Raw genomic sequence first — 17,194 nt, 5'->3', positions numbered from 1 at the left:
GAGCGGTGGAGTGAAAGCGCAAGTGGTGTTGTTCGACGGTTTCGACCCGTTGGACGCGATCGGCCCGTACGAGACGCTGAACGCCGGCGGGGTGGACGTCGAGCTGGTGTCCGCGGAAGGCCCGCGCGAGGTGCCGAGCGGCCTGCGCCCGTCCCTCGCGGCGACCGCCCGGCTGGACCCGGAGGACACCGATCTCGTCGTCGTCCCCGGTGCAGCGGCCGGCACCGAGGACGAGATCCTCGCGTTGCTGGGCAAGGCCGCCGCGACGCTGAAAGCACCGCTCCAGCGGGCCCTCGACCGCGAGGGCCTGACGGTGGCGACCGTGTGCGGCGGTTCGCTGGTGCTCGCGATGGCCGGTCTGATCACCGGCCGCACCGCCACGACCAACCACCTCGGCCTGCACGCGCTGGAGTCGATGGGCGTGCACGCGGTCCGCACCCGCCTCGTCGACGACGGCGACCTGGTCACCGCCGCCGGCGTCACCTCGGGCGTCGACCTCGGCCTCTACCTGGTCGAACGCGAGATCGGCGCGCGCAAGGCCGTCGAGCTGGAGACCCTCTTCGCCCACGAGCGCCGCGGCACGGTGTGGAGCGCGGCATGAGCAAGCTGTTCCTCTCGCTGCACGTCCTCGCGGCCATCGTCGCGATCGGCCCGGTCACCGTGGCCGCCAGCATGTTCCCCAGGGCCGTCACCACGAGTGGCAACGCCGCGCTGCTGCACCGGATCTGCCGCGTCTACGCGCTGGTCGGCATCTCGGTGCCGGCCCTCGGGTTCGCGACGGCGGGCGTGATGGGCGTGACCGGCCACCCCTGGGTGGTCGTGTCGATCGCGCTCACCACCGCCGCCGCGTTCGTGCTGGCGCTGAAGGTGATCCCCGGTCAGGAACAGGCGCTCCGGACCGGGGACGCCGAGCACCTGGCCATGTACACCGGGATCTTCAACCTGCTGTGGGCGACCGTCACCGTGCTCATGGTCCTGCGCCCCGGTTCCACCACCGGTGCCTAGCGCGACGCCACCGGCCGCACCACGATCTCGTTGACGTCGACGGAGTCGGGCTGCGCGACGGCGTAGGCGATGGCCTCACCGATCGCCGACGGGGGCAGCGCGCCCGCCCGGTAGTCCTGCATCAGGTCCGCCGCGTACTGCTCGGTGATGGTGTCCGCGAGCTCGGACTCGGTGACACCGGGCGAGATCACGGTGACCCGCAGGTCGTCGCGCTCCTGCCGCAGCCCCTCGGACAACGCCCACACCGCGTGCTTCGTCGCGCAGTACACGGCGGCGGTCGGCATGACCATGTGCGCGCCGATCGAGGCCACGTTCACGACGTGACCGCCGCCGGTGAACCGGGGCAGCACGGCCGCGATGCCGTTCAGCACGCCCTTGACGTTCACGTCGACCATGCGGTCCCACTCGTCGACCTTCAGGGAGTCCATGAGCGACAACGGCATCACGCCCGCGTTGTTCACGAGGACGTCGACCCGCCCGTACCGCTCGACCGCCGCGTCCACGAAGGACTGGAACGACTCCCGCGACGTCACGTCCAGCTCCCGGTAGCCGCCACCGGTCTCCTCGGCCAGCGCGGCCAGCCGGTCGACCCGCCGGGCACCGAGGAACACCCGGTGCCCGGCCTTGGCCAGGACGCGGGCCGTCGCCTCGCCGATGCCGCTGGACGCTCCACTGATCACCACAACTTTGCTCATGGCCACCACGATCGGCTGGAGGAGCCGAGCCGGCCAGGACACCGTCTCCCCAGGAGTGCCACACCCAGGCAACAGCTCCAGGCCCGCACTAACCTCGCAGACGTGCTCGGTGAGTTCCTGAAAGCCCATCGCGCCCGCGTCAACCCGGAGGACGCGGGCCTGCCCTCGCACACCCAGCGCAAGGTCAAGGGCCTGCGCCGCGAGGAGGTCGCGGTGCTCGCCGGGGTGAGCGCCGACTACTACGCCCGGCTCGAACAGGGCCGTGAGACCAACCCCTCGGCGCAGGTCCTCGACGCCCTGAGCCGTGCGCTGCGGCTCGACCCGGACGCCCGTTCCCACCTGCACCGCCTGGCCGGTGTCGTCGCGGACGAGGGGCACTCGACCGACAAGGTCAGCCCCGAGCTGCGGCAGCTCATCAGCGGCATGCACGACATGCCGGCGTTCGTGATGAGCTCCTACCTCGACATCCTCGCGACGAACGCCCTGGCCGACGCCCTGTACGAGCCGTTCACCCCCGCCGACAACCTGGCCAGGATGGCGTTCCTCGACCCGGCCGCCCCGAGCTTCTACCCGCGCTGGAACTGGGTCGCGCAGAGCACGGTCGGCAACCTGCGGCTGACGGCGGACCCGAAGTCCGCGCGGCTGGCGCGGATGGTTGCGGCGCTGCGCCGCAACCCGGTGTTCGAGGAGCTCTGGGAGCACCACGAGGTGCGCGGGAAGACCCAGGACGCCAAGGACTTCGTGCACCCGGCGGTCGGTCCGCTCCGGCTGACCTACCACTCGTTCGACGTCCGCGAGGCCCCCGGCCAGTTCCTCGTGATCTACCAGGCGGAACCGGGCCCGAACGCGGACGCGCTGAGGCTGCTCGCGACTAGTCGGGCCACACGGGCTGCCGCTTCTCCAGGAACGACGCCCGCCCCTCCGTGGCCGACGGGGACTGCGACGTCTCGGCCATGACCGCCAGCGCGATCTCGTAGGCGTCGGCCTCCGGCCGGTCCAGCTGCGCGTAGACGGTCCGCTTGCCCACGGCCTTCGACGCGCGGCTGCCCCGCGTCGCCCGCGCCAGCAGGTCGTCGACCTCGGCGTCGAGCGCGTCGGCCGGCACCGCGCGGTTGACCAGGCCCCACTCCGCGGCGGTGGCCGCGTCCACCACGTCGCCGGTGAGCACCAGCTCCATCAACCGCTTGCGCCCGATCGACCGCGCCACCGGCACCGCGGGCGTGTGGCAGAACCAGCCGGCCTTGCCACCGGGCAGCGAGAACCCGGCCGTGTCCGCCGCGACCGCGAGGTCGCACGACGCCACCAGCTGGCACCCGGCCGCGGTCGCCAGTCCCTGCACGCGTGCGATCACCACCTGCGGCACGGCCTGGATGGTCTTCATCAGCACCGTGCACAGCTCCAGCAGCAGCCGCACGCCCTCTTCGTCACGCGCGTGCACGTCCGCGAAGTCGTGACCCGCCGAGAACACGGGCCCCTCGGCCGCCAGCACGATGCCGGCCGCGTCGGACGCACCGGCCTCGCGGAACGCCTCCAGCAGCTCGGTCAGGTGCTCGGCGGACAGCGCGTTGCGCTTGGCCGCGCGGTTCATCGTGATCCGGACTACCGACCCATCGCGCGCAACGTCGACCATCCAGCGAATCTAAGGCCCTAGGCCAGCGAGTGCACCTCGCGGATCACGGTGACGATCTCGTCCATGATCTCGGTCAGCTCGTAGTCCTTCGGCGTGAACACCCGTGCCACGCCGCGCTCGTGCAGCTTGGCCGCGTCGTCGGGCGGGATGATGCCGCCGACGATCACCGGGATGTCCCCGGCACCGGCCGCGCGCAGCCCGTCGACCACCGCGGGCACGACCTCCAGGTGCGACCCGGACAGGATCGACAGGCCCACGACGTGCACGTCCTCCTGCACCGCGGCCGCCACGATCTGCGCAGGCGTCAGGCGGATGCCCTGGTAGACGACCTCGAAGCCGACGTCGCGGGCGCGCACGGCGACCTGCTCGGCACCGTTGGAGTGCCCGTCGAGACCCGGCTTGCCGACCAGCATGCGCAGCCGCTCGCCGACCTCCTCGCCGGTCGACCGCACCCGGTCGCGCACCCGTGCGATCTCCGAGCCCGCCTCACCGGAGGCGGAGGCGGCGGAGACACCCGTGGGCGCCCGGTACTCGCCGAACGTCTCCCGCAGCGCCTGCGACCACTCGCCGGTCGTCACCCCGGCGCGCGCACAGGCCAGCGTCACCTCGACGAGGTTCCGGTCGGTCTTCGCCGCTTCGCGCAACGCGTCCAGCGCCGCCTCGACCGCGGTGTTGTCACGGGAAGCACGCCACTGCCGGACCGCCTCGACGGCGTGCATCTCGACGACCGGGTCGATGGTCTCGATGGCGTTCGCGCCCTCGGCCTGAAGCGGCGACGGCTCGGTCGTGTCGAACCTGTTGACGCCGACGACGACCTCCTCGCCGGACTCGACGCGCCGGCGCCGGTCGGCGAGCGACGACACGAGCTGCGACTTCATGTAGCCGGACTCGACGGCCGCGACGGCACCGCCCATCGCCTGCACGCGGTCGATCTCCTCGCGCGCACCGGCGAGGATCTCGTCCACCTTCGCCTCGATGACGGGCGAGCCGTCGAAGATGTCCTCGTACTCCAGCAGGTCCGTCTCGTAGGCGAGGACCTGCTGCATGCGCAACGCCCACTGCTGGTCCCACGGCCGCGGCAGGCCCAGTGCCTCGTTCCACGCCGGCAGCTGGATCGCGCGGGCGCGGGCGTTGCGGGACAACGACACCGCGAGCATCTCCAGCACGATGCGCTGGACGTTGTTCTCCGGCTGCGCCTCGGTGAGCCCGAGCGAGTTGACCTGCACGCCGTAGCGGAACCGGCGGTGCTTGGGGTTCTGCACGCCGTAGCGCTCCAGCGTGATCTCGTCCCAGAGCTGGGCGAACGCGCGCATCTTGCACATCTCCTCGATGAACCGCACACCGGCGTTCACGAAGAAGGAGATGCGGGCGACGACGTCACCGAACTTCTCCTGCGGCACCTGACCGGAGTCGCGCACGGAGTCGAGGACCGCGATCGCCGTGCACATCGCGTACGCGACCTCCTGCGCCGGCGTCGCGCCGACCTCCTGGAGGTGGTAGCTGCAGATGTTGATCGGGTTCCACCTGGGCACGTTCGACACGGTCCACGCGACCATGTCGGTGATCAGCCGCAGCGACGGTCCGGGCGGGAACACGTACGTACCGCGGGACAGGTACTCCTTGATGATGTCGTTCTGCGTCGTGCCGGCCAGCGCGGCCGGGTCCGCGCCCTGCTCCTCGGCCACGGTGACGTAGAGCGCGAGCAGCCACATGGCCGTCGCGTTGATCGTCATCGACGTGTTGGCGCCGCCGAGCGGGATCTGGTCGAAGAGCTGCCGCATGTCGCCGATGTGGCTGACGGGCACGCCGACCTTGCCGACCTCGCCCTTCGCGAGCTCGTCGTCGGGGTCGTAGCCGGTCTGCGTGGGCAGGTCGAACGCGACCGACAGGCCGGTCTGCCCCTTCGCGAGGTTCCGCCGGTAGAGGGCGTTGGACGCCGCGGCCGAGGAGTGACCCGCGTACGTGCGCATCACCCAGGGGCGGTCGCGTTCACGGTCAGCTGGGTACGGCACAGCACCTCCCACAACGTCGTTGTCCGGAGCGTACTGGCCGGTAACCAGAGCTGCGCGTGCGCTTGCTCACTGAATCGTGACCAAAAAGAGCATGATGGAGGGGTGACGGGGATCTACCAGACCGTGGTCGTCTTCGCGGCGCTCGGCCTGCTCGCGGTGCTGCTGCGCTACTTCGTGGGCAACGACAGGCGGCCGGTGCCGGACCTGGACGGCACGGACTTCGGGTTGCTCAGCGAGGTCGCCGTCGTACCCACCGAGGAGGCCGCGAAGGTGCTCGTGCAGAAGCTCCGGCGCAACGGCGTGAAGGCCACGCGCTCGCGGAACGCGCCCTACCGGGTCATGGTGTGGCCCGCGGACGTCGCGAACGCGCGGCTCGTCCTGAAGTCGTGACCGGCGGTCAGCCGCTGACCCGCTCCACGTCGGCGCCGAGCTTGCGCAGGTTCTCCACGAACCCGGGGTAGCCGCGCTCGATGTGGAAGATCTCGTAGACCTCGGTGGCACCGTCCGCGCACAGACCGGCCAGCACCAGCCCCGCACCGGCCCGGATGTCGGAGGCCCACACCGGCGCGCTGGACAGCTTCTCGACCCCGCGGATGACCGCGTGGTGCCCGTCGGTGCGCGCGTCGGCGCCGAGCCGGATCATCTCGTCGATGAACCGGAACCGCGCCTCGAACAGGTTCTCCGTGATCATCGACGTGCCCTCGGACACCGCCGACAACGCGATGGCGAACGGCTGGTTGTCCGTGGCGAAGCCGGGGTAGGGCAGCGTCACGAAGTCGACCGCCTTCGGCCGCCCCTCCATGACCACCCGGAAGCCCTCGTCCTCGCCCTCGTAGACGGTCACCTCGGCGCCCGCCATCCGCAGCTTCTCCAGCACCAGGTCCAGGTGGTGCGGGTTCACGCCGCGCACCCGCACGTCACCGCGCGTCATGGCGGCGGCGAACCCCCACGTGGCACCGACGATCCGGTCGCCGATGACGCGGTGCTCGGTCGGCTTGAGCTCGGACACCCCGTGCACGGTCAGCGTGGACGTGCCGGCGCCCTCGATCTTCGCGCCCATCTGCGTGAGCATCAGGCAGAGGTCGACGATCTCCGGCTCGCGCGCGGCGTTGTCGATGACCGTGGTGCCGTTCGCGAGCACCGCCGCCATCAGGATGTTCTCGGTGGCCCCCATGCTGGGGAAGTCGAGCCAGATCTGCGCGCCGTGCAGCCCCTCGGCCTCGGCGACGATGCAGCCGTGCTCGATCCACGTCGTGGCGCCGAGCTTCTCCAGCCCGCTCTGGTGCATGTCGAGCGGCCGCGACCCGATCGCGTCCCCGCCCGGCAGCGCCACGACGGCGCGCTTGCACCGGCCGACGAGCGGCCCGAGCACGCAGATGCTGGCGCGCAGCTTGCCCATCGCCTCGGAGTCGGCGTGGTAGCTGAGCTCGGACGGCGTGGTGATCCTCGCCACGTCGCCTTCGAGCTCGACCTCGCACCCGAGGCTGCGCAGCGCGTCCGCCATCAGCGGTACGTCCAGGATGTCCGGGCAGTTGGTGAGGGTTGTGGTCCCCTCGGCCAGCAGGGCAGCCGCCATCAGCTTCAGGACGCTGTTCTTGGCGCCGACGACCTCGACCTCGCCGACCAGACGCGCGCCGCCGTGTACCCGGAAATGCTCGCTCACGCGGCAATCCTACGTACGGCCTTACAGTGCCCGTTATGGCGGTGCATCTCACCAAGATCTACACGCGCGTGGGCGACGACGGCACGACCGGTCTCGGCGACTTCTCGCGCGTTCCCAAGACCTCACCCCGCATCGAGGCCTACGCCGACGTGGACGAGACGAACGCGGCCCTCGGCGTGGCCCTGGCGCTGGGTCAGCTGGCCCCTGACGTGCACGAGGTCGTGCGCAAGGTGCAGAACGACCTCTTCGACGTCGGAGCGGACCTGTGCACGCCGATCGTGCCGGACCCGGAGTACCCGCCGCTGCGGGTCACCCAGGCGTACGTGGACCGCCTGGAGGGCTACTGCGACACGTTCAACGAGAACCTGGGCAAGCTCGACTCGTTCATCCTCAACGGCGGCACCCCCGGCGCGGCCCTGCTGCACCAGGCCCGCACCATCGCCCGCCGCGCGGAACGCCGGGCGTGGGCGCTGGTCGAGGCCGAGCGGGAGCAGACCAACGTGCTGACGGCGAAGTACCTGAACCGGCTGTCGGACCTGCTGTTCATCCTGGCGCGGGTGGCGAACCCGGACGGTGACGTGCTCTGGCAGCCCGGCGGCAACGCCTGATCGAGAAACACGAGAAGGGCGCCTCCCGTTGCGGGAGGCGCCCTTCTCACGTTCGTCAACTGGCCCAGGGAATGGACCGGCCCGGAGGCGCTGACTCCAACCAGGACAGGAATCCTGTCAGCGCGTCCGGGCCCATCGCGATCTCGACCTCACCGGCGGCGGACCGGCACCGCAGCACCGTCGCCCCCACCGGCATCGCGTACGCCTCGGGGCCCGTGGGCTCCCGCCGCGCATCGATCTCGAGGCCGTCTCTGGAGATCATCTGGTCGGGGCCTGACCCGAGCGAGAGCACCCGGAACCAGGCGAACTTGTCGCCCCGGTAGTGCCCCACTCCCAGGTGCCAGCCCCGGCCACGGTCGTCGAACCGGCTGCGCAGGGCGACGTGCACACCGCCCTCGCGCAGCAGCCGGACCCGGCGCCACGCGAGGCACACGATGACGACGGCCACCCCGAGAAGGATCAACCCGGCAATCTCGGTGATCCCCACGACTGAGCCCTCGCGCCCGGTCTCAGGCCGACTGTTCCACGGCCCGCACGCGCGCTGCCGCACGTGCGCGCTCGGCGTCGTCCGCGTCCTGCAGCGCCGACCGCGCCGCGTTCACGTCGATCTCGCCCGCGAGCTCGGCGTCCTCGGCGAGGATCGACACGCCGGTGCCGGTCACGGACAGGAAGCCCCCGTGCACGGCGGCGGTGACCAGTGCACCGTCCGTCGTGCGGATCCGCACCACACCACCCTCGACCAGCTGACCGAGAACGGGCTCGTGACCGGGCAGGATGCCGATCTCGCCCTCGGTCGTCTGCGCCGAAACGGAAGTGGCCGTACCGGACCACAGGCGGCGTTCAACGGCGACCAGTTCAACGGTCATCTCGGCCACGCGCATCTCCCTCGTCGTCTGGAGTCGAACTGAGTCTAAACGGTCGCCTGACAGCCTCGCCGGGCCGCCCGGTGTAGCGGGGTCCGAGGACCGCCGCAGAGCCGCACAGGTGCCACCCGGTGCGAGCGCGAGTTGTTGTGCCTGCACGGGATCCAGCACCCGCACCACCGGCAGCACCACCGCGGCCACCGGCGGCGAGATCCGCGCCGGCATCACCGCACGCCGGGCACGACCGCTTCCGCCCGCACCCCGACGGCGGCCACCCCGGCCGCCCCCAGCGCCGCGACCACGGCGAACACGTAGAACCCCCACGGGTGCGCCAGACCGGCCGTCAGCAGCGCCCCACCGAGCAGCGGCCCGCTGATCGCCCCGAGCCGCCCGATGCCCGCGGCCCACCCGATGCCGGTGGCCCGGTTCTCCTCGTAGACCCGCCCCGCGTAGGCGTACACGAGCACCTGCGCGCTGAACACGAAGCACCCGGCCAGCAACACGGCCACGTACACGCCGATCCCCGGCAACCTGATGCTCAGCAACGCCAGGAACACCACGGCCCCGGCGAACCAGCCGATCGCCGCCGGCCGGACACCGACCCTGTCCGCGACCGCGCCCGCGATCAGAAGTCCCACCACCGCACCGATGTTGAGCGTCAGCAGCAACGCGAGCGCGGTCCCCAGCTCGTAGCCCGCACTGCGCATGATCTGCGGCAGCCACGTGTTCAGCCCGTAGACCAGCAGCAGCCCCATGAACGACGCCACCCAGAACGCCACGGTCGCCTTGCGCAACCCCGGCTTGAACAACGACCCGACCGCCTCACCGGCCGGAGCCTTCCGCACCACCGTCTCCGGCAGGTACCGGAGCATCAGCGGGATCAGCACCAGCGCCGGCACCGCACCGGCGACGAACAGCGCCTGCCACCCGAGCCGCGGGATGAGCAGGATGCCCAGCAACGCCGTGATGACCGCACCCACGTGGTACCCGGTCATGATGAGCGTGGTGGCCCGTCCGCCCTGCTGCGGCCGTGCCTCGTTCACCAGCGCGATGGCCGTGGGCAGACACCCGCCGAGCCCCAGCCCGGCGAGGAAGCGGAAGACGCCGAACGTGGTGGCGTCCTGCGCCAGCGCGCAGGCCAGGGTGAACACGGAGAACCCGGCGACGGCGTAGATCATCACCTTCCGCCGCCCGATGACGTCGGTGACGGTCCCGATGACGAGCGCGCCGAACATCATCCCGACGAGACCGGCCGTGGACACCGCACTGGCCGACGCCGTCGTGAGCACCTGCTCCTGCAACAGGGTCGGGATCACCGTGCCGAGCACGACGAGGTCAAAGCCGTCGAGCAGGACCGCCGTCCAGCACAACGGCAACACCCATTTGTTCACGCGCTCTCTCCTCGCTGAGGGGCCCTGGTGATGCCGAGCATCGTGCGGCCCGGGACCCGCAGGCGGGAGAGCTGTTTCCGGTGAACGGAAATGTCATGTCGTCCGAAAAGGCGAAGGGCCGTCCCTCCACAAAGGAGGAACGGCCCTTCGTCACGTCAGCCTGCCTCAGTTGCCGGCGAGCTTCTTCGCGTTGGCCTCGACGTCGTCCAACCCGCCGCAGGAGAAGAACGCCTGCTCCGGGTAGTGGTCGAACTCGCCCTTGCACACGCGGTCGAACGCCTCGATCGTGTCCTTGATCGGCACGAAGGAGCCGGGCTGACCGGTGAACTTCTCGGCCACGATGAAGTTCTGGCCGAGGAAGCGCTCGAGACGACGCGCGCGACCGACGAGGACCTTGTCCTCCTCGGAGAGCTCGTCCATGCCGAGGATGGCGATGATGTCCTGCAGCTCCTTGTACTTCTGCAGGATTCTCTTCACCTCCTGGGCGACCCGGTAGTGCTCCTCGCCGACGATCGACGGCTCGAGGATTCGAGACGACGACGACAGCGGGTCGACAGCCGGGTAGATGCCCTTCTGGGAGATCGGACGGGAAAGCTCCGTCGTCGCGTCCAGGTGGGCGAAGGTGGTCGCCGGGGCGGGGTCGGTGTAGTCGTCCGCGGGCACGTAGATGGCCTGCAGCGAGGTGATCGACTTACCGCGCGTCGAGGTGATGCGCTCCTGGAGCTCACCCATCTCGTCGGCCAGCGTCGGCTGGTAACCCACGGCGGAAGGCATGCGGCCCAGCAGGGTCGACACCTCGGAACCGGCCTGGGTGAAGCGGAAGATGTTGTCGATGAAGAGCAGCACGTCCTGGTTCTGCACGTCGCGGAAGTACTCCGCCATCGTGAGAGCGGACAGCGCGACGCGCATGCGCGTGCCGGGCGGCTCGTCCATCTGACCGAACACCAGGGCGGTGTCGCCGAGAACGCCCATCTCCTCCATCTCGAGGAGGAGGTCGGTGCCCTCACGGGTGCGCTCACCGACGCCGGCGAACACCGACGTGCCGGAGAACTCACGCGCGATACGCGTGATCATCTCCTGGATGAGCACGGTCTTGCCGACACCCGCGCCGCCGAACAGGCCGATCTTGCCACCCTTGACGTACGGGGTGAGCAGGTCGATGACCTTGATGCCGGTCTCGAGGATCTCGGTCTTGCCCTCGAGCTGGTCGAAGGCGGGCGCCTTGCGGTGGATGCCCCACTGCTCGCCGTCGCGGCCGAGGCCGGGCTGGTCGAGGCAGTCACCGAGGGCGTTGAAGACGTGGCCCTTGACGACGTCGCCGACGGGCACCGAGATCGCGGCACCGGTGTCGGTCACGGTCGTACCGCGGACGAGACCGTCGGTCGGCTGCATCGAGATGCAGCGGACCAGGTTGTCGCCCAGGTGCTGCGCGACCTCGAGGGTCAGCGTCTTGGCGACCGCCTCGAAGGTGATCTCGGCGTGGCAGGCGTTGAACAGCTCGGGCACGGCGTCGCGCGGGAACTCCACGTCGACGACCGCACCGATCACCCGGACCACACGGCCGGTGCGGGTGGTGGTGGCAGTAACACTCATGTCAGTCATCACTTCCTGCGCCACCGGTAAGCGCGGAGGCGCCACCGACGATCTCGCTGATCTCCTGGGTGATCTGGGCCTGACGGGCCGAGTTCGCCGCCCGGCTGAGGTTCCGGACGAGCTCCGTCGCGTTGTCCGTCGCGGCCTTCATGGCCGTGCGGCGTGCCGCAGACTCCGATGCCGCCGCTTCCAGCAAGGCGGAGAACAGCCGGGTCTTCACGTACTTGGGCAGCATCGCACCGAGCAGCGCTTCCGCACTGGGCTCGAAGTCGTACACCGCACGCGGCCCCTTGGGGGTCTCGCCGGTGTACTCGACGTCCATCGGCGCGATCCGCCTGGCGGTGGGCGTCTGGCTCAGCATGGACTTGAACTCGGTGTACACGACGTGGATCTCGTCCACGCCCTGCGCACCGTTCTCCGTGCCCTCCAGGAACGCCTCCACCAGCGCGTTGCCCGCCTCGACGGCGTTGACGTAGTGCGGAGTCTGGGAGAACCCGCTCCACGAGGCGGTGACCTCGCGGCGGCGGAAGTTGTAGTACCCGATCGCCTTGCGGCCGGTCGCGTACAGCACCGGCTCCTTGCCCTCGGACTTGAGCAGCTCGATCAGCTGCTCAGCGGCCTTCAGCACGTTGGCGTTGTAGCCACCGCACATGCCCTTGTCGCTGGTGACGACGAGGACGGCAGCGCGCTTCGGGTTCTTGCGTTCCGTCAGCAGCGGGTGGTCGAGGTTCGCCGAGGCCTCGGCCAACGCGGAGAGCACGTTCGTGATCTCGTCCGCGTAGGGGCGCGAGGCCGCGACCCTGGTCTGCGCCTTGGCGAGGCGAGACGTGGCGATGAGCTCGTAGGCCTTCGTGATCTTCTTGGTCGAGTTGACCGTTCGGATCCGCTGGCGGAGCTCCCGAATCTGTGCGCCCATGGCTCAGATCACTTCTTGGTCGGCTCGGGCTTGTTGACCTTCACCGACTCCTGCGCGACCTTGTCGGCGTCCATGGCCTTCTCGGGCGCCTCGTTGACGATGGTCGTGCCGTCGGAAGCGGTGAACTGCTTCTTGAACTCCGCCACGGCGTCGGCAACGCGCTTCTGCGAGTCCTCGGGGAACTTCTTGGTCTCGATGATGCTGCTGAGCAGGTCCGCGTGGTTGCGGCGCAGCGAGTCCTTGAAGTCCGCGACGAAGCGGCGGATGTCGGCGACGGGCACGTCGTCCAGGTGGCCCTTGGTCGCGGCGAAGATCTCGACGACCTGCTCCTCGACGGGGACCGGGGAGTACTGGCCCTGCTTGAGCAGCTCGACCAGACGGGCACCGCGGTCCAGCTGGGCGCGCGACGCGGCGTCGAGGTCGGACGCGAACGCGGAGAAGGCCTCCAGCTCGCGGAACTGCGACAGGTCGAGGCGCAGCGAGCCCGCGACGTCCTTCATCGCCTTGATCTGCGCGGCACCACCGACGCGGGAGACGGAGATACCCACGTTGACGGCCGGGCGGACACCGGCGTTGAACAGGTCGGACTCGAGGAAGCACTGACCGTCGGTGATCGAGATGACGTTGGTCGGGATGTACGCCGACACGTCGTTCGCCTTGGTCTCGATGATCGGGAGACCCGTCATCGAGCCGCCACCGAGCTCGTCCGAGAGCTTCGCGCAACGCTCGAGGAGGCGCGAGTGCAAGTAGAAGACGTCGCCGGGGTAGGCCTCGCGGCCCGGCGGGCGGCGCAGCAGCAGCGAGATGGCGCGGTACGCCTCGGCCTGCTTGGTCAGGTCGTCGAAGATGATCAGGACGTGCTTGCCCTGGTACATCCAGTGCTGGCCGATGGAGGAACCGGTGTACGGCGCCAGCCACTTGAAGCCGGCCGAGTCAGAAGCGGGGGCGGCGACGATCGTCGTGTACTCGAGTGCGCCCGCCTCCTCCAGCGCGGTCTTGACGCCCGCGATGGTGGAGCCCTTCTGGCCGATGGCGACGTACACGCAGCGGACCTGCTGCTTGGGGTCGCCCGACTCCCAGGCCTTCTTCTGGTTGATGATCGTGTCGATGCAGACCGCGGTCTTGCCGGTCTTGCGGTCACCGATGATCAGCTGGCGCTGGCCGCGGCCGATCGGGGTCATCGCGTCGATGGCCTTGATGCCGGTCTGCATCGGCTCGGACACCGGCTGGCGCTCCAGCACGGAGGCCGCCTGCAGCTCCAGGGCGCGGGTGTCGTCGGCGACGATGTCACCGAGGCCGTCGATCGGCTGGCCCAGCGGGTTGACGACGCGACCGAGGAAGCCGTCGCCGACCGGCACGGACAGGACCTTGCCCGTCCGGCGGACCTCCTGGCCCTCTTCGATCTTGTCGAAGTCACCGAGGATGACCGCACCGATGTTGCGGACCTCGAGGTTCAGTGCGACGCCGAGGACGCCGCCGGGGAACTCGAGCAGCTCGTTGGTCATCGTGCCCGGAAGGCCCTCGACGATGGCGATGCCGTCGTAGGTCTCGGAGACGACACCAACCTCTTCCCGGCTGACCTCCGGGGAGTAGCTCGAGACGTACTTCTCGATCGCACTGCGGATCTCGTCCGACGAGATCGTCAGCTCCGCCATGTCGTTCCTGCTCTCACTTCTTCGTTCTTGGGAAAGGGCTCAGGGGCTAGCTGGCGAGATTGCGGCGCAGTGCCGCCAACCGGCCGGCGACGCTTCCGTCGATGACCTCGTCGCCGATCTTGATCTGGAGACCGCCGCCCAGCGAGGGGTCGACCTCCACGTGCAGCGCGATCGGGCGCGAGTAGATCGTGGTCAGCGTCGCGGTCAAGCGGTCGACCTGTGCCGCGGTCAGCTCCACGGCGGACCGCACGTGGGCCACGGAACGCTGACGGCGCTTGGCCGCCAGGTCGGCGAGCTCGGCGAGCCCGTCCGCCACGCGCACCCCGCGCGGGTTGCGGACCAGCTGGTCCACCAGCGTCTTGGTGACGGAGCCGACCTTGCCCTCGATCAGGGAGCCGACCAGTGCGACCTTGGTGTCGGCGGTACCCGCGGGGTCCGCCAGCAGGAGCTCGAGCTCGTGCGAACCCGCCACGATGCGGCCGAGCCGGAACAGCTCGTCCTCCACCGAGTCGAGCTGGCCGTCACCCTCCGCACGCACGAGCAGTGCGGTGCGGGCGAGCGACTCGACGCCCTCGACGAGCTCGCGCGGGCTGGACCAGCGCGCGGTCACGACGGCGGCGAGCACCTGCAGCGTCCCGTCGCCCACCTTGCCCGCGAACAGGCCGCGGACGAGCTGCTCACGGCCACCGGGCTCGGACGAGGCGTCGGCGAGCGCGCGGCGCAACGCCGGCTGCTCGACCAGCAGGCCGAGCACGGCGAAGAGCTCCTCGCCCAGCTTGGCCTGCTCCTGGGAGGACGCAGCGTCGGCGAGCTCCAGCAGCCGCAGTTCCGCGGCTGCCAGAGCTTCACGACTTGCGGCATGCAACGTCATCGGCTGCCTCTACTTGCCCGCGGGCGCCGCGACGGCGTCCAGCTCGTTGAGGAAGCGGTCGACGGTGCCGCGGCGGCGGGTCTCGTCCTCGAGGGACTCGCCCACGACCTTGCTCGCCAGCTCGACGGCGGTGCGGCCGAGGTCGGCGCGCAGCTCGGCGACGATCTGGGCGCGCTGCGCGTCCAGCTGGTGCTGGCCCTGCGCCACGATGCGGGCGGACTCGGCCTGCGCCTGCTCACGCAGCTCCTCGACGATCTGCAGGCCCTCGGCCCTGGCGTCGTCGCGGATGCGAGCGGCCTCGGCGCGAGCCTCGGCCAGCTGCTCCTTGTACTGCTCGAGCATCTGCTGAGCCTTGGCCTGCGCCTGCTCCGCCTTCTCGATGCCACCCTCGATCTTGGCCGTCCGCTCCGCGTACAGCGCCTCGAAGCGCGGCGACACGAACTTCTTGATGACGAAGAGGAGGAGCAGGAAGGCGACGAGCCCGAGGATGATCTCCGCGGTGTGCGGAAGGACCGGGTTGACCTTCGCAGGGTCCTCCGCGGCCAAGATCAAAGCGTGGAACACGGCGTCTCCTAACGCGTCGAAGGGTTAGGTCAGGCGCCGGCGGTCGCGATGAAGTACACGACGAAGCCGATCAGCGCGAGGACCTCGACGATGGCGAAGGTGGTCCACGCGAGGCTGAGCAGCACGCCGCGGGCCTCGGGCTGGCGGGCGGTGCCGCTGATGACCGAGGAGAAGATCAGACCGACGCCGATGCCGGGGCCGATGGCGGCGAGGCCGTAACCGATGGCCGCAAGACCCGGGTTGATGTTGACGGCGTCCTGGGCGATCTGGAGAGCGCTCACTGTTGCTGTTCCCTTTCCAACTCGGTCCGCGAGTGTTCGCGGATCGGAGGCTTTGTGCTGTTTCTCAGTGCTCTTCTGCCAGCGCCATGCCGATGTAGCTGGCAGACAGCAGCGCGAAGATGTAGGCCTGCAGGCACATGATCAGTGCCTCCAGGAAGGTCAGCGCGATGGCGAAGGCGAAGGACACCGGCGCCACGATGACGGTCAGCCCGCCATTGAGCAGCAGGAACTCACCGGCCAGGGTGAACACCAGCAGCAGGAGGTGACCCGCGAACATGGCCGCGAAAACTCGGATCGCCAGCGTGAGCGGGTTCAGGATGAACTTCTGGAAGAACTCGATCGGGATCAGCAGCGGCAGCACGAACCACGGCGCGCCCGGCGGAATCGTCTGGTGCTTCAAGTAACCCACGAAGCCGTGCCGCTTGAACCCGACGAAGTGGTACACCGGGTAAACGACGAGCAACGAAACGGCGAGCGGGAAACCGATGTGCGACATCGTCGGGAACTGGATGATCGGGATGAGCCCGAACAGGTTGTTCACCAGGACGAAGGTGAAGATCGTGAGGATCAGCGGGATGAAGGGCTTGAAGTCCTTCGCGCCGATCTGCTCCCTGGCGATGTTGTTGCGCCCGAAGTCGTAAACCGACTCGGCGGCGAACTGGAACTTGCCGGGAACGAGCTTCATGTTGCGCGTCGCGGCGACGAAGAACACGCCGATGATCACGATCGACAGCACCAGCAGGACCATCGGCTTCGTGACCGAGCCGAAGATCGGCGGGAGGAAGAAGTCCTTCACACCGGGAGCGACGAACTCGCCCCCCGAAGCCAGCAACTTGGTCACTGTGTTCCTTCCGGTTCTCCCGGCCGGCGTTCACTCCGCCGGGGGAATCGTCACGATCTGGACTTAACGTACCTTACGGTTCGCAAGCGACTACCAGAGGCACCCCTGCGATCGGGTGTCCCTGGCCTGCGCGGACCATATCAGCAGGTCTAGGCGCCTTCGGAGGCGGGGACCACCATCTGGCTGCGGCTGCGCTTGGACGCCCTGGCCTCCAGGTACGACGTCACCAGGACCGTCGCCACCAGGGTGATTCCGAGTGCCTTGGGTTCGAGCCAGTCCTGGTTGCGCAGCAGGATGACCGCGAGCAGCAGCACCATCAGCTTGCCCGTGAATCCGCCGAGTGCGGCGACCATCACGAACATCGGATCGAGCGCGGCGGTCTTGCGCATCAACAACAACGTCGCGAGGCTCGAGAGGATGGCGATCGCGCCGCCGATCAACGACCCGTGGAGACCCGCGGTCCCCCAGATCACAGTTGACACGACGACGCCGAGGAGAAAGGTGCCGAGCGCGGCCCAGGCGGCCGCGCGGAACATTTCCCCGGCGAGCCGCTGGACGACCAGCTCGTGCGTGACGGCCTTGTCCGCGTCGCTCATGTCCCGAAGT

Annotated in this window: 20 protein-coding genes; 5 read left to right on the top strand and 15 right to left on the bottom strand. The window is 69.4% G+C overall.

Going from position 1 to position 17,194, the window contains the following annotated elements; all coding sequences use genetic code 11:
• The first annotated feature begins 10 nt into the window (after window positions 1–10).
• Window positions 11–601: a DJ-1/PfpI family protein gene (locus ACZ7CH_RS26535; RefSeq protein WP_470370273.1), complete on the top strand. Its 591-nt coding sequence runs from the start codon at window positions 11–13 to the stop codon at window positions 599–601.
• A complete protein-coding gene (locus tag ACZ7CH_RS26530; protein WP_360395563.1) occupies window positions 598–1,005 on the top strand; it encodes a hypothetical protein in 408 nt (135 codons plus the stop codon). Before ACZ7CH_RS26535 ends, ACZ7CH_RS26530 begins: the two co-directional genes overlap by 4 nt.
• Here the strand turns inward: ACZ7CH_RS26530 and ACZ7CH_RS26525 are convergent.
• Window positions 1,002–1,700 carry an SDR family oxidoreductase gene (locus ACZ7CH_RS26525; protein WP_360395561.1) on the bottom strand — a complete coding sequence of 233 codons (699 nt, stop codon included), beginning with the start codon at window positions 1,698–1,700 and terminating at the stop codon, window positions 1,002–1,004. The two genes, ACZ7CH_RS26530 and ACZ7CH_RS26525, sit on opposite strands and share 4 nt — an antisense overlap.
• A 102-nt stretch (window positions 1,701–1,802) precedes the next feature.
• Here ACZ7CH_RS26525 and ACZ7CH_RS26520 point away from each other — a divergent pair, with 102 nt between their 5' ends.
• Window positions 1,803–2,657, top strand: a complete 855-nt coding sequence (locus ACZ7CH_RS26520; RefSeq protein ID WP_360395559.1) for a helix-turn-helix transcriptional regulator — start codon at window positions 1,803–1,805, stop codon at window positions 2,655–2,657.
• On the opposite strand, the gene ACZ7CH_RS26515 is transcribed toward ACZ7CH_RS26520, so the two are convergent.
• Together ACZ7CH_RS26515 and ACZ7CH_RS26510 are read right to left on the bottom strand one after the other, a co-directional pair.
• Complete coding sequence (locus tag ACZ7CH_RS26515) at window positions 2,572–3,330, bottom strand: enoyl-CoA hydratase-related protein (RefSeq protein ID WP_360395557.1); 759 nt, start codon at window positions 3,328–3,330, stop codon at window positions 2,572–2,574. The two genes, ACZ7CH_RS26520 and ACZ7CH_RS26515, sit on opposite strands and share 86 nt — an antisense overlap.
• Window positions 3,331–3,347: 17 nt before the next feature.
• The gene (locus ACZ7CH_RS26510; RefSeq protein ID WP_360395555.1) at window positions 3,348–5,342 is read right to left on the bottom strand and encodes a protein meaA; all 1,995 of its coding nucleotides are present in this window, start codon (window positions 5,340–5,342) and stop codon (window positions 3,348–3,350) included.
• Window positions 5,343–5,444: 102 nt separating this feature from the next.
• Here ACZ7CH_RS26510 and ACZ7CH_RS26505 point away from each other — a divergent pair, with 102 nt between their 5' ends.
• Entirely contained in the window at window positions 5,445–5,732 is a 288-nt protein-coding gene (locus ACZ7CH_RS26505; protein WP_360395553.1) for a hypothetical protein, read from the top strand.
• A gap of 7 nt (window positions 5,733–5,739) precedes the next feature.
• Here the strand turns inward: ACZ7CH_RS26505 and murA are convergent, their stop codons facing one another.
• On the bottom strand, window positions 5,740–7,005 hold the full coding sequence (murA, locus tag ACZ7CH_RS26500) for a UDP-N-acetylglucosamine 1-carboxyvinyltransferase (protein ID WP_360395552.1): 1,266 nt from the start codon (window positions 7,003–7,005) through the stop codon (window positions 5,740–5,742).
• A gap of 35 nt (window positions 7,006–7,040) precedes the next feature.
• Between murA and ACZ7CH_RS26495 the strand changes: the two genes are divergently transcribed.
• The gene (locus ACZ7CH_RS26495; RefSeq protein WP_360395550.1) at window positions 7,041–7,613 is read left to right on the top strand and encodes a cob(I)yrinic acid a,c-diamide adenosyltransferase; all 573 of its coding nucleotides are present in this window, start codon (window positions 7,041–7,043) and stop codon (window positions 7,611–7,613) included.
• Between the two features lie 55 nt (window positions 7,614–7,668).
• On the opposite strand, the gene ACZ7CH_RS26490 is transcribed toward ACZ7CH_RS26495, so the two are convergent.
• The 11 genes from ACZ7CH_RS26490 to ACZ7CH_RS26440 form a co-directional block, all read right to left on the bottom strand.
• Window positions 7,669–8,061, bottom strand: a complete 393-nt coding sequence (locus tag ACZ7CH_RS26490) for a DUF2550 domain-containing protein (protein ID WP_470370271.1) — start codon at window positions 8,059–8,061, stop codon at window positions 7,669–7,671.
• A gap of 61 nt (window positions 8,062–8,122) precedes the next feature.
• Window positions 8,123–8,488, bottom strand: a complete 366-nt coding sequence (locus ACZ7CH_RS26485; protein WP_360395547.1) for a F0F1 ATP synthase subunit epsilon — start codon at window positions 8,486–8,488, stop codon at window positions 8,123–8,125.
• A 212-nt stretch (window positions 8,489–8,700) separates the two neighbouring features.
• On the bottom strand, window positions 8,701–9,867 hold the full coding sequence (locus ACZ7CH_RS26480) for an MFS transporter (protein WP_458430490.1): 1,167 nt from the start codon (window positions 9,865–9,867) through the stop codon (window positions 8,701–8,703).
• Between the two features lie 165 nt (window positions 9,868–10,032).
• Entirely contained in the window at window positions 10,033–11,469 is a 1,437-nt protein-coding gene (gene atpD / locus ACZ7CH_RS26475; RefSeq protein ID WP_090095970.1) for a F0F1 ATP synthase subunit beta, read from the bottom strand.
• Complete coding sequence (locus tag ACZ7CH_RS26470) at window positions 11,462–12,376, bottom strand: F0F1 ATP synthase subunit gamma (RefSeq protein WP_360395542.1); 915 nt, start codon at window positions 12,374–12,376, stop codon at window positions 11,462–11,464. Before ACZ7CH_RS26470 ends, atpD begins: the two co-directional genes overlap by 8 nt.
• Before the next feature lie 8 nt (window positions 12,377–12,384).
• Window positions 12,385–14,031: a F0F1 ATP synthase subunit alpha gene (gene atpA / locus ACZ7CH_RS26465; protein ID WP_360395541.1), complete on the bottom strand. Its 1,647-nt coding sequence runs from the start codon at window positions 14,029–14,031 to the stop codon at window positions 12,385–12,387.
• 46 nt (window positions 14,032–14,077) lie between these two features.
• Window positions 14,078–14,902 (bottom strand): F0F1 ATP synthase subunit delta, encoded by an 825-nt coding sequence (locus ACZ7CH_RS26460; RefSeq protein ID WP_470370270.1) that lies wholly within the window; start codon window positions 14,900–14,902, stop codon window positions 14,078–14,080.
• Window positions 14,903–14,911: 9 nt separating this feature from the next.
• Complete coding sequence (locus ACZ7CH_RS26455; protein WP_360395675.1) at window positions 14,912–15,454, bottom strand: F0F1 ATP synthase subunit B; 543 nt, start codon at window positions 15,452–15,454, stop codon at window positions 14,912–14,914.
• A 41-nt stretch (window positions 15,455–15,495) separates the two neighbouring features.
• Entirely contained in the window at window positions 15,496–15,747 is a 252-nt protein-coding gene (locus tag ACZ7CH_RS26450; protein ID WP_360395537.1) for an ATP synthase subunit c family protein, read from the bottom strand.
• A gap of 64 nt (window positions 15,748–15,811) precedes the next feature.
• Window positions 15,812–16,588 carry a F0F1 ATP synthase subunit A gene (atpB, locus tag ACZ7CH_RS26445; RefSeq protein ID WP_360395535.1) on the bottom strand — a complete coding sequence of 259 codons (777 nt, stop codon included), beginning with the start codon at window positions 16,586–16,588 and terminating at the stop codon, window positions 15,812–15,814.
• 149 nt (window positions 16,589–16,737) lie between these two features.
• Window positions 16,738–17,184 (bottom strand): hypothetical protein, encoded by a 447-nt coding sequence (locus ACZ7CH_RS26440; protein WP_458430488.1) that lies wholly within the window; start codon window positions 17,182–17,184, stop codon window positions 16,738–16,740.
• Between the last annotated feature and the right edge of the window lie 10 nt (window positions 17,185–17,194).

The sequence above is a fragment of the Lentzea sp. NPDC037011 genome (assembly GCF_055607425.1).
This window is presented reverse-complemented; position numbering and strand designations above follow the sequence as displayed.

What these genes read in the sequence shown, in the direction of transcription:
- ACZ7CH_RS26530 (WP_360395563.1), top strand. Translation starts at nt 598, where the DNA reads ATGAGCAAGCTGTTCCTCTCGCTGCACGTCCTCGCGGCCATCGTCGCG.
- ACZ7CH_RS26525 (WP_360395561.1), bottom strand. Translation starts at nt 1,700, where the DNA reads ATGAGCAAAGTTGTGGTGATCAGTGGAGCGTCCAGCGGCATCGGCGAG.
- ACZ7CH_RS26515 (WP_360395557.1), bottom strand. Translation starts at nt 3,330, where the DNA reads ATGGTCGACGTTGCGCGCGATGGGTCGGTAGTCCGGATCACGATGAAC.
- ACZ7CH_RS26495 (WP_360395550.1), top strand. Translation starts at nt 7,041, where the DNA reads ATGGCGGTGCATCTCACCAAGATCTACACGCGCGTGGGCGACGACGGC.
- atpD (WP_090095970.1), bottom strand. Translation starts at nt 11,469, where the DNA reads ATGACTGACATGAGTGTTACTGCCACCACCACCCGCACCGGCCGTGTG.
- ACZ7CH_RS26470 (WP_360395542.1), bottom strand. Translation starts at nt 12,376, where the DNA reads ATGGGCGCACAGATTCGGGAGCTCCGCCAGCGGATCCGAACGGTCAAC.
- atpA (WP_360395541.1), bottom strand. Translation starts at nt 14,031, where the DNA reads ATGGCGGAGCTGACGATCTCGTCGGACGAGATCCGCAGTGCGATCGAG.
- ACZ7CH_RS26460 (WP_470370270.1), bottom strand. Translation starts at nt 14,902, where the DNA reads ATGACGTTGCATGCCGCAAGTCGTGAAGCTCTGGCAGCCGCGGAACTG.
- ACZ7CH_RS26440 (WP_458430488.1), bottom strand. Translation starts at nt 17,184, where the DNA reads ATGAGCGACGCGGACAAGGCCGTCACGCACGAGCTGGTCGTCCAGCGG.